We start from the raw sequence: 16,627 nt of genomic DNA, 5'->3' as shown, positions 1-16,627 counted from the left end.
ATCCAAAATAACTCAACTCAATATACCTAACTATTAACCAACCAGAATGGTTATAATGGTTATGTAAGTTATGCAGGTTATAAGAGTTATGGATGTGATAGAGTTATCATTCTAATAATCACTCATAATATCCAGTTAAGATAACGTTCCTCCGGAACGCTCTGAATTTTCATAATTATAATCTATAGAGATAAAGCTCCTGACGGAGCTCCTTATTTATTGTGATGAACTATATTTTCAATAATGACTACAAAGGTTATAAGACTGGGGATAGAGTTCGTAAAGCTTTTAGATCCATAAACCTTATAAACTTATAACTCATCATTCTTCACTTTTGCCTATTTTTATAGTATGATAAAACTGAGACATGCTACTGAAGGAGACCTTCCTGCTCTTTTGGAATTTGAACAAGGAGTTGTAACAGCAGAAAGGCCATACAATCCAACATTAATAGAAGGAGAAATTCATTATTATAATCTGAATTCACTAATTGATTCGGAGAACGCAGCTCTTATTGTTGCTGAAGATGAAGAGAATATCATAGCTTCGGGCTATGCACTTATCAAAAGCACTGAAAAGGATTATTATAATTTTGACCGTTATGCATATTTAGGATTTATGTATGTGAAACCTGAGTATAGAGGAAAAGGTGTGAATAAGTTGATTCTTGATGAGTTAACAAACTGGTCAAGAGATCAGGGAGTTTCTGAAATACGATTGGAGGTGTATAGTGATAATGTACCCGCAGTAAAAGCCTATGAAAAGGCAGCGTTTGAACCACTCATTCTATTAATGAGAAAAAAGATATAAATTGTTTAGATCTTCATAAAAATAAACTAATCCATATCTTTGTAATATGGATTTCCCTTTTCCCCTTCGTAAGATTATTCATGTAGATATGGACGCATTTTATGCTTCTGTGGAGCAGCATGATAATCCCGAATTAAAAGGGAAACCTATTGCTGTAGGAGGTGTTCATCGTGGAGTTGTTGCTGCAGCGAGTTATGAAGCCCGTCAGTATGGCGTACGCTCGGCTATGCCCAGCAAGACCGCTCAGCAGAAATGTCCTAATTTAATTTTTATAAGACCCAGGTTTCCACGATATAAAGAAATTTCCCAACAGATAAGACAGATCTTTCATGAATATACAGATTTGGTAGAACCCCTGTCTTTGGACGAGGCTTATCTTGATGTCACTGAGAATAAGAAAGGGATTGAATCCGCTAATCAGATAGCGCTGGAAATCCGGAAGAAGATATTTGAGAAAACAGGATTAACGGCTTCTGCAGGAATCTCTGTTAATAAGTTTCTGGCAAAAGTAGCCTCGGATATTAATAAGCCAAACGGTCAAAAGACAATACATCCGCAAAATGTTCTCAGCTTTCTGGAAGAACTTCCTATTGAAAAGTTTTACGGAATAGGTAAGGTTACCGCTAATAAAATGAATACTCTTAGTATCTACAAGGGTAAAGATCTTAAAAATAAGAGCCTCGAGGAACTGGTTTTACTTTTTGGTAAATCCGGAAAACATTATTACAATGTTGTGCGTGGAATTCAGTATTCTGAAGTAAAGCCCCACAGGATAGCAAAGAGTGTTGCTGTAGAGGAAACATTCTGGGAAGATCTTCTGGATGAAGATACTGTCTTTGAAAAACTGAATGAGATTGCAGATGAATTATTTCGACGTCTTGAAAAATCAGGAATTAAGGGTAAGACGCTTACTTTAAAAATAAAATATCAGGATTTTACTTTATTTACTCGTAGTAAGACTGAAAGCCAGTATCTTGAGAATAAATTTTCTCTTACGGATTTGGCTAAGCAACTTTGGAATAGCCGTCCGTTTGATAAACCGATACGTCTTCTGGGATTATCCCTGTCCAACCTTAATACTGAAGAAAAGAAGCAGGTTTCTGTACAGCTTAAAATTCCTTTTCCGGAATTTTTATAATACTCTTCACATTTTAATTTTTTGTAATCCTAAGGTAATCAGTTCTTTTTAATGTACTTTTATTATTCAAAAAGCATATATTATGAATGGAACAATGCTTCAGTATTTTCACTGGTATACGGACGGAGACTCTTTTCTGTGGAAAAATCTTAAAGAAACATCAGAATATCTAAAGCATATAGGGATTACAGCAGTATGGCTTCCTCCTGCATATAAATGTGCTAGTGGAAATTATTCCGTGGGCTATGATCCTTACGATTTATTCGATTTAGGAGAGTTTAATCAGAAAGGGAGTGTAGCAACTAAATATGGAACCAAAGATGATTATTTGGCCGCTATAAATAGCCTTAAAAGCAAAGATATTCAGATCATTGCAGATATTGTACTAAATCATAAAGCTGGCGGCGATGAACTTGAAGAATTTCAAGTAGTGGAAGTAAATACCGAAAACCGAAATGAAGTAATATCGGAACCTTTTAATATTAAGTCATATACAAAGTTTAATTTTTCTGAAAGAAATAAACAGTATTCGGAATTTATCTGGGATTTCACCTGTTTTTCTGGTGTTGAATATGCTGAGGGGATTGATGGTATGCATGTATATAGAGTTATCAATGAATTTGGAGATGGTTGGGATGACGTGTTGAGTGATGAAAAGGGTAACTATGATTATCTGATGAATAATGATATTAATTTCCGGAATCCAAATGTTATAGGCGAACTGGATTATTGGGGAAGATGGTATTATGAACAGATTGGTTACAGTGGTGTAAGACTGGATGCTATAAAGCATATTACACCGACTTTTTTTAAAGACTGGTTGTATAAACTTCGTGAAGCCACAGAAGAGAATATATTTGCTGTAGGCGAATACTGGGCTCCGAACGACCTGACTCTCCTTGAAAAATATATAGAAGTAACAGAGGGCTGTATGAATCTTTTTGATCCTGTATTACAATATCATTTTCATTTAGCATCTGTGCAGGGATCAGATTATGACCTTAGTAAAATATTCGACGGAACATTAGTACAAAGTCAGCCGGATAAGGCTGTAACACTAGTAGACAATCACGATACCCAGCCGTTACAACAATTGGAAGCTCCGGTTGAACATTGGTTTAAACCTTTAGCTTATGCATTGATTTTATTACGTACAGAAGGATATCCCTGTATATTCTATCCGGACTTATTCGGAGCACATTATGTGGATAAAGATAAAGAAGGTAATGACTGTGAAATTTTTCTTGAGAAGGTAGAAGAGTTGGAAATTTTACTAAATATTCGTCAGAATAATGTCTGTGGTGTACAGCGTGATTATTTTGATCATCCGGATTGTATAGGCTGGACGTTTGAAGGGACTGATGATCTACCAGGCTGTGCTGTTGTAATCAGTAATAATGGTCCGGGGGAGAAAATAATGGAAATTGGTACAAAATATACCGGAAAATTCTTTTGTGATGCTCTGGGAACAGTAAATGATCATATTGAAATTGATAAAAATGGGCACGGAAAATTTTCAGTATCGGAAAATGGTATTAGTGTATGGATTATGCTGTAAAAAATGTTATGTACTAAATATATAGCGGTTTTATGCCCCCTTTTGTATACTAGTTTTTAGTATATTTTCTTCTAAAAAAAATAAATAATCTTCAAAAATTGTTAAAAATTAATCATATATATATAATTATTATATGAAATAAATAAATACGGTTATATTTGCATCTGTATTTGGCTTTTATGAATGGGGAAATGCAAAAGGACTGGGGTATTTATCGACTAAAAGATGCTGATGACCTGGATGTTAGTATTCATCCATTGGCATACTCCATTCTGTATACTGCGACAGATCATTTAAACATCATTATTAAGGATAAAAGTATAAGCATAGATCCGGAAACTTTCTATTTCCTACCTCCCAAAAGTTCTTTTTCCGTTATAGAGAAATATAAGAAAGCTGTCCTCATCTGGTTTAAACCCGAAGTCTTTATGGACCGGCTAAAATTTCTTTATTATATTACAAATTGTTTTTTCTTTCAGAATCCTTTGGGGGTCGCAGCTAAAAATAGCTTTATACCGTACAAGTTCATTGTTAAAAACTACGCAAGACCACTTCAGACGCCGGGAGCTAATCCTTTGATTAAAAGAAATTTGCTGGCTAATTTTATAGAATTTATTCTCATAAGAGCACAGCTGGACTTTGATCCGGGTTTTGAAAACGGTTCCAAAAATGTTTATGATCAGGAAATAGCGAATAAATTTAGTAAACTGCTTGATGAGCAGGTAACCTTCAATCTTGTGGTAAGCTACTATGCGGATAAACTTAATATTACAAAACGAAGGTTAGACAAAGCAACACAAATTATTTATGGTTGCTCTGCTAAGAGTCTTATTACGGGAAGAGCCTTGGATAAGGCGAAATCAATGTTAAGGTCGACTTCAATACCTGTTAAAAATATCAGCCTGGAATTAGGATTTTCACAAGAGTCAAATTTCAATAATTTCTTTAAACTTCATATCGGGATGACACCTATGCAATACAGAATAAATGCCAATGCAATTATTTTTGGGGAAAATACGGCCCTGAGCTAAGTGTTATATTTTCAGTACATACACTTTTATTAATGCCTCATAAAACTAGAAAATATACTATAACTACCTCGTAAGTAGGCTTATAGGCAGTATTAATAAAAATTAATTTTTGTCGTTTTACATAGTTTTTTTGTTGTTTTTCATAACTAATAGATAGGATTTCCACTCTAATTTTGCACCCGCTATCAAAGGTAGTATGAATGCGTTTGCATAAAATGCATTTTTTTTAAAAAGAAGAAGATTTTATTAAAAGTATGAGAAAATTTTATTACCTGTTAGGCCTTACTTTCGGCCTTACATCAATTAACGTAGCTGCACAGAAAACTGGCGATGCAACAGTTAATGTTAGACTTTATCCAATCCAGACGATTGTGGTAAATGGTTCACAAAAAAATGTAAACCTTGACTACAGAACATCAGACGATTACAAGAAAGGTGTAGCTTTAGATGAAGCAGATCACCTTACGGTATACAGTACCGGTGCATTCGCTGTAAATGTACAGTCAAAAGATGCTCAGTTATCCAGTGTAAACACAAGCATCACAGAAAAAATTAATGCAGCGGATATTAAACTAACGCCGACTGCAGGTACAACGAATCCATTATCAGGTTCAAAACTTAGTACTGTAACATTATCTACAACCCCGACTGAATTAATTTCCAGTAACATCGGTGGTGTTGACAAGACCTTTAACGTAAAATACTCTGCTGCTGGTGCAGACAGCTATCTGAACAAGTATTTTAATGTGGAAAATCCTACGACTTATACGACTGTTGTAACCTACACTATTGTAGCTAAATAACATTATTTTTTTTATAACAATATTTAAGGCACTTAGGATATTAATCCTAGGTTGCCTTTTTACACGATATGAAAAGAATTCTGGCAAGTTTAAGCTTTTTATTATTTTTCCTGGCTGGTATTATTGCAAAGGGACAAGCAGGAATTACTGTGAGCCCGCCGCGCAATTATTTTACCTCTAATGCAGGAGAGAGTAGTACGAAAAAAGTTCTGGTAACTAATCCGAGCAAAACAACCACATTGGAGTTAACGGTCTCTCTGAATGACTGGACATACGACGAGAAAGGTAATAATGTTATATCGGAGCCCGGAACTTTAGAAAATTCGGCAGTAAATTGGGTTAGCATAAAGCCCCAGTCGTATTTTAGTCTGAATCCCGGAGAAACAAAAGAACTGGAAATTACCGTTACACCTCCGGCAGTACGGAAAGATACATTAGCTGTTCATACCTGTCTTATGTATATTACCCAAACCAATCCCGTTGATGCTATTAACGAGAAAGGAGCCTTGGTAAAAGTAAGTGTAAGAACAGGAATCAAGATCTATCATCGTTATTCTTCTCAGCGTGAACCTAATATGGATTTCACAGATTATAAATATGAAAAGGATAGTAAAAGTCTGGTTTTAGAAATTGTAAACCAGGGAAATGTATGGACAGATGGTACCATTCATACAGAGATGATTAATCAGCAAAACGGAGCAAAATATAATCTGGAAGATGAAATTATCTATACACTTCCGTCTGATAAGCGTATTGTAAACATTCCGTTACCGAAAGGTCTGGAACGTGGAAAGTATATTGTGACCTCTACATTTACTTATGGTGATGATAATGTAATTAAAATGGCAGAGCTAACCTTCATCAATGAATAGACTTTTTATCTGTATATTTTTTCTGCTCAACTTTATGCAAGTCTCTGCTCAGAGATTGTGGATAACTCCGTTTAATACCGGATATGCTCCGGTGAGAAGCTATAATGGGGCTATAATTAGTAATCTTGTTCAGATTCAGGTTCATGCCAATGGTAGTCAGGGACTTCAGATGCAGAACTGGTCTATGAGTTACAGAGTTGTAGGTACTATTAGCAATGGGGGGCCTAAATATTTTCCTGTTGAGCGACTGAAGTTCCGCTTTAACAGTGTGTCCAGCAATGGTGTGAACGACCAGGGAAGTAGTCCTAATGCCGGGAACTTAGGATTGAATACCAATCCTATTCCTTTTCAGTACACCAATTCGTATTTTGTCAACAATTCGCCCTATAACCTGCAAATTGTTAACAGGTATTTTATGATGACGCTTGGGTATGATGTGATGATAGACGGAGGTGCTTATCTGGAGGAATATTCTTCATGGAATAATTATACGGTAAATATTATCATAGAGATAAGGAACAGTAAAGGAGAAATCATAGACTCCGAGCCAGTATCTTTTCAGATGCAGGTTCACCCGGACGATTCACCACCGAAACCAGCAGAAGAATATGCTATTTTGCTGGATCCATCTGCTAAAAATGTTCTTTTGGAATTTAAAACTCCCGGCGATTATGCCAATGGAGTATCAAAAACATACAGCAGAGCATTGTCTGTAATCTCTACTACAGGTTATGCAGTACAGGTGAATAGTCTGAATAATGACCTTACCAGTACATCTAACCAGAGCCTTCCGGTAAATGCAATAAACCTAAATATAAAGGATAGCCAATCGCAGACAGTAACGGGTAGTGTAAAATTATCCAGCAGTAAGCAGAATATTATTACAAGTATGATTCCTGCGAAGACAGAAAAGTATTTTGATCTTACCTATTCTACACAGGCAGGGGACATCAGATTTTTTAATCAATCTCAGGAACAGTATTCGGGAACCCTTATTTTCAGTCTTATTCCACAGTAAAAATTTTGAACTTTTTCAAAAAAATTATATTAACCATATTTGTGGCGGGGATAACCATGTGTTATGCCCAGAAAAGTGCTGTCAGTATAGAAACAGATCAGAAACTTAGTGTCTTCAATGAAGATATGGTAAGTGTACTCCTTAAGATCAGTAATAATACAGAGATCGAAAGAAATCTTGATGTAGATATACAGACGGTAAAGGGACTGAGAGTTATTAACAATATATCCTCTATACATCTAAAGGCTAATGAAAAAGCTTTTTTACCTGTAAAAATATTTGTAGAAAAGAACCAGCCTGCAGGAACAGCAACTATAAAATATGCTATAACAGAGAGCAGTCTAACTTTAGCAACTGCTGAAACCAGTATGACGGTACAGTCTAAACGCGGGTTGAAAATTGTAGCTAAAGAACCTCAGGTACTGATGTATAAAGTGGGCGATTCTATAAAGATTTCCACACAGGTTTATAACAGCGGAAACAGAGAGGAGAATGTAGAAGTAATTGCCAGTTTTCCGCAAGCAGACGGGCGCGATCTTAGTTTTAGCAAAAAAATAAAACTGGAGCCGTTTGTTAATAAAGAAGTCAGTTTCTCTAAAATAGTGGATAAAGATCTCCTGAAAATGGAGCTTTTTACAGTAAATGTAGCAGGGCTAAATACGGATAAAGAATTCTTTGGTAATGCTATTATTATCGTACAGAATGCCTTGGGGAACAGAAAATATGTAGATCCTGCTTTTATCAATTTTTACAGACCAGCATATCAGGTCAATCATATCAGCCTCAGTAGTCGGAATGCTTTTCTTAATTATGATTCCTCTTATAATCTCGATTTGCATACCGAATTTTATGCCGGTGGTATAAAAGGAATTGTTAATGTAAACGGAACTTATTGGAGCAATAATAGTACAAAACCTCTATTTACAAATACCTGGGTAAGATTAGAAGGAAAAGGTGTAGGTGTACAATTGGGTAACCTGAATGCAAGTGATCTGGAAATAAACCTTGTGGGGCGTGGGGCTGAAGTTTCTGTTAATCCATTCACCAACAAAAGATCCGTGATTCGTGTTGGAGCTGTTGAAAAAAGCTATAACCTGATTGATCCATTGGATCTTAATAATTCTTCGAGAGGATACTCTACCTATGCAAAATCATCCATTAGCCTCAATGAGAAAGAGTCTCTGGATAATTCTGTTATTCTGGATAATGACCCGTATCAGCGGAGCTTTATCCTGATGAATGAATACCATTACAATAATAACAAACAGACGTATTATGATCTCAGATTGGGATATGGTTACACATCTACAAAAGGTGAAGTATCACATACGGCATCTTCTGTAGCTGCGGGGCTAAATCTGAATACATCATTCAATAAATATACATTTAGTTCTAACAATTATTATAGTAGCTGTTATTATCCGGGAATTCGAAAAGGAAACACAGTTTTTGAGGAACGCTTGTTCAGGAATTTTGATAAATTCAATATTTGGGTAGGGTATAGCCTTAATAATTATAATCCCAAAAGCATAGATCCGCAATACCAATATAATACAGTTGCTAACCGAAGCAAGGTTGAAATGGGAACCAGCTTTACGATTGCCAGAAACACAAAACTTAGTATTATACCGCAATTGAGCACAGAACGATCCAATGTGTTTGTCAACAGCAGCTTTCAGAGTGTAAATGCGGACTTTAATACCGCTTTTATCAATACCGCATTCAACTATACCAGTCCGGATTATAAAAGCAGCATTAACCTTGTTCTTTCGAATGGTTATTCCAGATATGTTGGATTTACTTCTAATAGTTTTATTTACAGGTTACAGGCTAACTGGTATTATAAAAATTTTATGCTGAGTGCCAATTATCAGAAAGGTAACTTTATGCTATATGAAGGTAATTATAACAATAGCCTTAGTGACAATACAGAGAGAATTTCCGCCATTGCCAACTATAAAATAAGCCTGCTTAACAAACGTCTCAACTTGTTATTTGGCTCCATATTCAACTCTGATAAATTTATTGGAAAAAGTTTCTCTTTTAATACCAATCTCGATTACCGTATTTTATCAGGAACTAAACTGTTTGCCAGCTATAATCTGAATAAATACCTGAACGGAGTATACAGATCTGCTAATAATTACTATCAGGTGGGTATTATCCAGGATTTACCAAGTTTTGGAGAAGAGAAGAGTAGTGGTAAAACAGGAAATATAGAATTGTTTTTCTATTATGATCTTAATAATAACGGACAGTACGATCCTTCTGTAGATCTTCCGGCACAGGATCTGAAAACTAAAATTAACAATACCCTGTTTATCACGCCAAAGAACGGAAATATAAAGTACAAAAAAGTACCTTATGGAACGTATATGATAAAAGCAATGGAAGATAAATGGTATGCCGATGACATGAGGGTTACTGTTGACAGGAAAGATGTATTCCTAACAATTCCGCTGCAGAAAACAAGTATGGTAAAAGGAAAAGTACAATATCAGGAAACTACTAAAACACAATTTGAAGTAGTAGAAGTTTTATCGGGACTTCCTGTAGTATTCCAGAATAATCAGTTTAAAAACTTTGTTTTCTATACCAATGAAAGAGGTGAATATTCTGCATATTTACCAGTAGGCCATTATAAAGTATTTATAGATGGTAATGCATTGCAGAAGAATGTATATGTAGAAGCTAATCAGACCGCTGATATCACTGAGGGAAATACATCGGAACTGAATCCTTTTATCCTAAAAGTTAAAGAAAGAAAGGTAGAAGTGAAGCGGTTCGGAATCAAGTAATAATTTGCTTTATAGATGTTAGTATACTAATGCGAGTAGAAATCTTGATCAAGGGATATTTTTAATACATATCAACATTTAATGTATTTATGATTGAGATCCGAGCGGGACGCTCGAACCAACGAGGGATAGTTCTTATAGATATTAATGCTGGCGCGAGGATCCTGCTCGTGCCAAATATTGTTACACTACATATCAACCTTTAAAGTATTTATGATTGGGATCCGAGCGATATGCTCGAACCAACGAGAGAATTTACTTTTTACAAATTTCTAGGTTTTAAAAACGTATGAGCTGTCAGGCTGAGCGAAGTCGAAGCCTAATTATTCAGGCATTGCTTCTTAATACTGGGACGATGATCCTGCTCGTGCTATATATGGTAAATTATCAATACAATTATTATTACAAAAAATTGAACTCCGTTTAGCCTGATAAAATAGATAAACAAAAAACCGGCATAAGCCGGTTTTGTTATTTTTTATTGAGTGTTTTTCCCAGTACTTTGATGTTTCCATCTATAGGTGCTGTAATTTTCAGATCCAGAATCTCAGCGATAGCAGGATAGATATTTATATTTACAAAAGGTCTTATCTGCTGGTGTTGTTTAAATGCAGGACCCCAGGCAAAGTAAGTAGCCTTCATTTCCGGCACTTTATACGGATTGTAACCATGTTTTCCTACCGGAGGATTTCTACCCGGATCTACCATAGCTTTTGTTCCGTTAGGTACCAGGATAATATCACCGATTCTTCTGTTTTTATTATCCGATTTGCTGTAGTGTAATCTTCCCGGGAAGTTTTTCGCCAGATATATTTTATAGCCTTCGTGCTTTTCTTTTCTTAGCGCTTTATAAAGAGGCAGGATATCTGCTTCGTTTTTTGCAGTAATTCTTACAAAGGTGTTACTGTTCACTACTACAAATTTATTTCTGTCGATAATGGAAGGAACTGTAATATAATCTTTAGGATCTACTTTTATCATTCCGTGATCGGAAACAAATACAAAATTGATAGGAAGATTAAGTGGCTTCAATCCATCTACCAGCTTCTGAATAGCACCATCTATATAATGTACAGCATCTTCCGTTTGTTTTGCATCCGGTCCGTAATGATGACCTTCATGATCTACTTCAGGGAAATATAAAGTAATGAAGTGAGGTCTTTTCTCTTCAGAAAGCTGTAACCAGTTTTTAATAATTCTTACTTTATCATCATCCGAAAATTTTTCGTGATATGGATAGTAATAAGAAGGTCTTGTACCTCCGGCTTCACTCTCGGAGCCCACCCAGAATAAACTGGCAGCTACCATTCCTTGCTTTTCGGCCAATCCCCATAGTGGCAATCCTCCGTACCAGCTACCATCTGTAACTGTTTTACTGCCTATCTTGTACATTTCTTTTCTGTTCGGATCATAGAAAATGTTATCCACAAGACCATGGTGAGAAGGGTACAAACCTGTTATAATGCTATAGTGGTTTGGAAAAGTAATGGAAGGGTAGGACGGATACATTCCGTTTTTTGCCCATATCCCATTTTCAGCCAGGTTTAATAAGTTTTTAGTATTATACTTCTGCATATAATCGTATCTGAATCCGTCTGCAGAAATAAGAATTACATAAGGTTTTTGCAGGGTTTCAGGAGCATTTGTTCTTCCGGATATTACAACCTGTGTTGTATCCACTGCAGGCTTTTGTGAGTAGCCTAGGACAGCTAACACTAAAGAGCCTATAACAAGAAACTTCTTCATTAACATAAAATTTTATCAAAGGTAAAACATATAAAAGCTTTGCCAAAGGCTTAGGGGGATTAAATTTTCGTCAAATAAAAATCCCCGTCGAAAGACGGGGACTTATATATTAAAGTAGTTACTTTAATTAAGCTTGAGGAGTGTTTTGTCCTAATACGAAAGGCTCAACTTCTTTGATTTCTCCGAATTGTTGCTCGTAAGAAGCGATGTTTTGCTGAAGCGCATTAAGAACTCTCTTAGCGTGTAATGGAGCTAAGATAACTCTTGATCTAACTTTAGCTTGCTGTACACCTGGCATTAACTGGATGAAATCCAAGATAAATTCAGATGGAGAGTGGTTAACTAAAGCAAGATTTGCGTAAACACCAGCTGCTACCATTTCATTCAGTTCAATGTTGATGTTTCCGTCTTGTGGATTTTGGTTGTTGTCCATTTTTGTTAATTATTTTTGTTTAAAATTTAAAATTTGAGATTGTGAAAGTATAAAAATAAATTCAAATCTCAAATTTCAAATTATTAATTTTAATTTATATCCTCAAATTCCTTTGTAGAACCTACAATGATATTCTGATATTGCTTAAGACCTGTACCTGCAGGGATTCTGTGACCTACAATTACATTTTCTTTAAGACCATTCAGATCATCTACTTTACCAGACACTGCTGCCTCGTTAAGTACTTTTGTAGTTTCCTGGAAGGAAGCTGCAGACATGAAGGATTTAGTTTGAAGAGCTGCTCTCGTAATACCTTGTAATACAGGCTGTGCTGTTGCAGGTAAAGCTTCTCTTACTTCAACTAATTCCTGATCTTCACGCTTCAACTTAGAGTTTTCGTCTCTTAGTTCTCTTGCAGTAATCATCTGACCCGCTTTGAATTCTTTAGAATCTCCTGGGTTAATAACTACTTTAAGGCCGAATACTCTTTCATTTTCTTCGATGAAGTCATTCTTGTGTTCAAGGCTACCTTCAAGGAACTGAGTATCACCACCATCAACGATTTCTACTTTAGTCATCATCTGACGAACGATGATCTCGAAGTGCTTATCATCAATTTTTACCCCCTGTAGACGGTAAACTTCCTGAATCTCATTTACTAAGTATTCCTGTACCGCAGTTGGTCCTTTAATGCTTAGGATATCATCCGGAGTAACGGATCCGTCAGAAAGTGGAGAACCTGCACGTACGAAGTCATTTTCCTGAACAAGGATCTGGTTAGATAATTTTACAAGATATTTCTTGATCTCACCAGTTTTAGCTTCAACAACAAGTTCACGGTTACCTCTCTTGATTTTACCATAAGATACTACACCATCGATTTCAGTAACAACCGCTGGGTTAGATGGGTTACGAGCTTCGAATAATTCGGTAACTCTTGGAAGACCCCCGGTGATATCCCCTGCTTTCGCAGATTTTCTTGGGATTTTGATTAAGACTTTACCAGCCTTAATTTTCTCACCATCGTTAACCATCAAGTGGGCACCAACCGGAAGGTTGTATGATTTCTGCTCAACACCTTTAGCATCTACCACTCTAAGAGTAGGTACCGCTTTTTTGTTTCTGGAATCAGAGATTACTTTTTCCTCGAAACCGGTTTGTTCGTCAATTTCCAATTGGAAAGAAACCCCTTGAATAATATCTTCGTATTCAACCTTACCTGATGTCTCAGCAATGATTACCGCGTTATACGGATCCCACTTACAGATAAGATCTCCTTTTTTCACTTTATCACCAGGTTTTACAGCAAGCTCGGCACCATAAGGTACGTTTGCGTTCATAATTACTGTTCTGGTTTCGTTATCCATTACCAAACGGAATTCAGTAGAACGGGAAACAACGATATCAGTTGTGTTACCATCCTCACCTTCACTCTTAATGGTTCTTACTTCGTCCATTTCTACAATACCATCACGTTTTGCAACAATAGATGGATTTTCAGAAATGTTACCCGCAGTACCCCCTTGGTGGAAGGTTCTCAATGTTAACTGTGTACCTGGTTCACCAATGGATTGTGCAGCGATTACTCCTACAGCTTCACCCATGTGGATCATCTTACCAGTTGCCAGGTTTCTACCATAACACTTCGCACAGATACCTCTCTTAGTTTCACAAGTTAACGGAGAACGAGCTTCTACAGATTCAATACCTGCAACTTCAATTTTCTTCGCTAATTTCTCGTCAATAAGTTGATCTGCTTCTACCAATAATTCATCAGTCTCAGGATCATAGATATTGTGAAGAGAAACTCTACCTAATACTCTTTCAGAGATTTTCTCAACGATTTCGTCATTTTTCTTCAATGGCGTAATCTCCACACCTCTTAATGTACCACAGTCGTCAACAGTAACGATAACGTCCTGAGCAACGTCTACCAAACGACGAGTTAGATAACCCGCATCGGCAGTCTTAAGAGCGGTATCCGCAAGACCCTTACGTGCACCGTGGGTAGAGATAAAGTACTCCAAGATGGAAAGACCTTCCTTAAAGTTAGCTACAATCGGGTTTTCGATAATCTCCGCCCCAACTGAACCTGCTTTTTGTGGTTTTGCCATTAGACCTCTCATACCGGATAACTGACGAATCTGTTCCTTAGAACCCCTCGCCCCAGAGTCAAGCATCATAAATACTGAGTTGAAACCACCTTGGTCAGATTTCATTCTGTCCATAATCATTTCAGTAAGCTTCGCATTGGTATTTGTCCAAACGTCGATTACCTGGTTGTAACGTTCAGTATCGGTAATAAGACCCATGTTATAGTTAGCCTTAATCTCGTCCACATTTTCAACAGCATTGGCAATCATGGTTTTCTTTTCAACAGGAACCACGATATCTCCAAGGCTGAATGAAAGACCTCCTTTGAATGCGTTGGTGTAACCAAGATCTTTCATGTCATCAAGAAACTTCACAGTAGTAGGGAAATCAGTTTCATCCAAAATTCTACCGATAACGTTTCTTAATGACTTCTTAGTCAATAACTCATCAATATAACCTACTTGTTTTGGTACAATCTGGTTGAATAGAATTCTACCAACAGTTGTAGGAGTCAGTCTTGTTACTAATTCACCGTTTTCTTTAACTGGTAAACGGCATTTTACTTTAGCGTTCAATGATACTTGTCCTTCTGCATAAGCAATCTCTACCTCTTCAGGTGAGTAGAATGCTAAGCCTTCTCCTTTTACTTTGTTTGTATCTGTTGAATGCGCTTCTTTGGTCATGAAGTAAAGACCCAATACCATGTCCTGAGAAGGTACCGTAATTGGAGAACCATTCGCAGGGTTCAGGATATTTTGGGAACCTAACATCAATAACTGAGCTTCCAGGATCGCTTCAGGACCTAGTGGTAAGTGTACTGCCATCTGGTCACCATCGAAATCGGCGTTGAATGCCGTTGTTACTAATGGGTGAAGTTGGATAGCCTTACCTTCGATCATCTTAGGCTGGAATGCCTGGATACCTAAACGGTGAAGGGTAGGTGCCCTGTTCAGAAGAACCGGGTGTCCTTTCATTACGTTTTCTAAGATATCATAAACAACAGGTTCTTTTCTGTCAATGATTCTCTTAGCAGATTTTACAGTTTTTACAATACCTCTTTCAATTAGTTTTCTAATGATAAATGGTTTGTAAAGCTCAGCTGCCATATCTTTTGGAAGACCACACTCGTGTAGTTGCAAGCTTGGACCTACAACAATTACCGAACGAGCAGAGTAGTCAACCCTTTTACCTAATAAGTTCTGACGGAAACGACCTTGCTTACCTTTCAATGAATCAGAAAGAGATTTCAATGGTCTGTTAGATTCAGACTTAACAGCAGAAGATTTTCTGGTGTTATCGAATAATGAATCTACTGCTTCCTGAAGCATACGCTTCTCGTTTCTTAGGATTACTTCCGGAGCTTTGATCTCTAAAAGTCTCTTCAGACGGTTATTTCTGATGATAACTCTTCTGTAAAGGTCATTTAAATCGGAAGTAGCGAAACGTCCACCATCCAATGGAACTAGTGGTCTTAATTCTGGTGGTATAACCGGAAGAACACGCATTACCATCCACTCAGGACGGTTGATCATTCTTGTATTAGCACCTCTCAATGCTTCTACAACAGAAAGTCTCTTTAATGCTTCAGTTCTTCTTTGTTTTGATGATTCGTTGTGCGCTCTGTGTCTTAGGTCATAAGAAAGCGCATCAAGATCGATTCTTCTCAACATTTCCTCGATAGCCTCAGCACCCATCTTCGCAACGAATTTGTTAGGGTCTGAATCATCCAGGTATTGGTTTTCTTGTGGAAGAGTATCTAAAGTATCAAGATATTCTTCTTCAGTTAAGAATTCCATTTCGTCGAAATCGGAACCATCAGCTTTTCTAGCGATACCTTGTTGGATTACTACATATCTTTCGTAGTAGATAATCATATCCAATTTCTTGGAAGGTAAACCTAGTAAGTAACCAATTTTGTTTGGTAAAGAACGGAAATACCAGATGTGTGCAACAGGAACAACCAAACTGATGTGCCCGATACGCTCACGTCTTACTTTTTTCTCAGTTACTTCAACCCCACAACGGTCGCAAACGATACCCTTGTAACGGATTCTTTTATATTTACCACAAGCACATTCGTAATCCTTTACAGGACCGAATATTTTTTCGCAGAACAAACCATCTCTTTCAGGTTTGTGTGTACGATAGTTAATCGTTTCTGGTTTTAGAACCTCTCCTCTTGATTCCTGAAGAATAGACTCTGGAGAAGCTAAACCAATAGTGATTTTACTAAATCTACTTGTTTTATTTTTTGACATTGTTTTTTTTGATTTAAAGATTAAAAGATTGAAAGATTCAAAAATTAGTTTTGAAATAGCTTTCGCTC

11 protein-coding genes are annotated in these 16,627 nt (G+C 36.7%); 8 read left to right on the top strand and 3 right to left on the bottom strand.

Annotated elements, in window-relative coordinates; all coding sequences use genetic code 11:
• Window positions 1–351: 351 nt before the first annotated feature.
• The 8 genes from BAZ10_RS04755 (at window position 352) to BAZ10_RS04720 (ending at window position 10,028) form a co-directional block, all read left to right on the top strand.
• Complete coding sequence (locus BAZ10_RS04755; protein WP_078771080.1) at window positions 352–810, top strand: GNAT family N-acetyltransferase; 459 nt, start codon at window positions 352–354, stop codon at window positions 808–810.
• Window positions 811–856: 46 nt separating this feature from the next.
• The gene (gene dinB / locus BAZ10_RS04750; protein ID WP_078771079.1) at window positions 857–1,948 is read left to right on the top strand and encodes a DNA polymerase IV; all 1,092 of its coding nucleotides are present in this window, start codon (window positions 857–859) and stop codon (window positions 1,946–1,948) included.
• Window positions 1,949–2,030: 82 nt separating this feature from the next.
• Complete coding sequence (gene amyA / locus BAZ10_RS04745) at window positions 2,031–3,506, top strand: alpha-amylase (RefSeq protein ID WP_078771078.1); 1,476 nt, start codon at window positions 2,031–2,033, stop codon at window positions 3,504–3,506.
• 179 nt (window positions 3,507–3,685) lie between these two features.
• On the top strand, window positions 3,686–4,537 hold the full coding sequence (locus BAZ10_RS04740) for a helix-turn-helix domain-containing protein (RefSeq protein ID WP_245803751.1): 852 nt from the start codon (window positions 3,686–3,688) through the stop codon (window positions 4,535–4,537).
• A 254-nt stretch (window positions 4,538–4,791) separates the two neighbouring features.
• Complete coding sequence (locus BAZ10_RS04735; protein ID WP_009091284.1) at window positions 4,792–5,340, top strand: hypothetical protein; 549 nt, start codon at window positions 4,792–4,794, stop codon at window positions 5,338–5,340.
• 68 nt (window positions 5,341–5,408) lie between these two features.
• Entirely contained in the window at window positions 5,409–6,212 is an 804-nt protein-coding gene (locus tag BAZ10_RS04730) for a fimbrial biogenesis chaperone (protein ID WP_078771077.1), read from the top strand.
• On the top strand, window positions 6,205–7,230 hold the full coding sequence (locus tag BAZ10_RS04725) for a hypothetical protein (protein ID WP_078771076.1): 1,026 nt from the start codon (window positions 6,205–6,207) through the stop codon (window positions 7,228–7,230). Before BAZ10_RS04730 ends, BAZ10_RS04725 begins: the two co-directional genes overlap by 8 nt.
• Before the next feature lie 41 nt (window positions 7,231–7,271).
• The gene (locus BAZ10_RS04720) at window positions 7,272–10,028 is read left to right on the top strand and encodes a COG1470 family protein (protein ID WP_078771089.1); all 2,757 of its coding nucleotides are present in this window, start codon (window positions 7,272–7,274) and stop codon (window positions 10,026–10,028) included.
• Window positions 10,029–10,499: 471 nt separating this feature from the next.
• Here BAZ10_RS04720 and BAZ10_RS04715 read toward each other — a convergent pair whose 3' ends face one another.
• The 3 genes from BAZ10_RS04715 to rpoC form a co-directional block, all read right to left on the bottom strand.
• Window positions 10,500–11,774: an alkaline phosphatase family protein gene (locus BAZ10_RS04715; protein WP_078771075.1), complete on the bottom strand. Its 1,275-nt coding sequence runs from the start codon at window positions 11,772–11,774 to the stop codon at window positions 10,500–10,502.
• 127 nt (window positions 11,775–11,901) lie between these two features.
• Complete coding sequence (locus tag BAZ10_RS04710; protein WP_009091273.1) at window positions 11,902–12,207, bottom strand: DUF3467 domain-containing protein; 306 nt, start codon at window positions 12,205–12,207, stop codon at window positions 11,902–11,904.
• Between the two features lie 89 nt (window positions 12,208–12,296).
• Window positions 12,297–16,559, bottom strand: coding sequence for a DNA-directed RNA polymerase subunit beta' (gene rpoC, locus BAZ10_RS04705; protein ID WP_078771074.1), 4,263 nt, complete (start codon window positions 16,557–16,559; stop codon window positions 12,297–12,299).
• Window positions 16,560–16,627 lie beyond the last annotated feature (68 nt).

Origin of the sequence: Elizabethkingia occulta (genome assembly GCF_002023715.1) — a bacterium.
GTDB classification, from domain to species: Bacteria; Bacteroidota; Bacteroidia; order Flavobacteriales; family Weeksellaceae; genus Elizabethkingia; species Elizabethkingia occulta.
The sequence above is the reverse complement of the archived record's forward strand: the minus strand, read 5'-3'. Positions and strand labels throughout refer to the sequence as shown.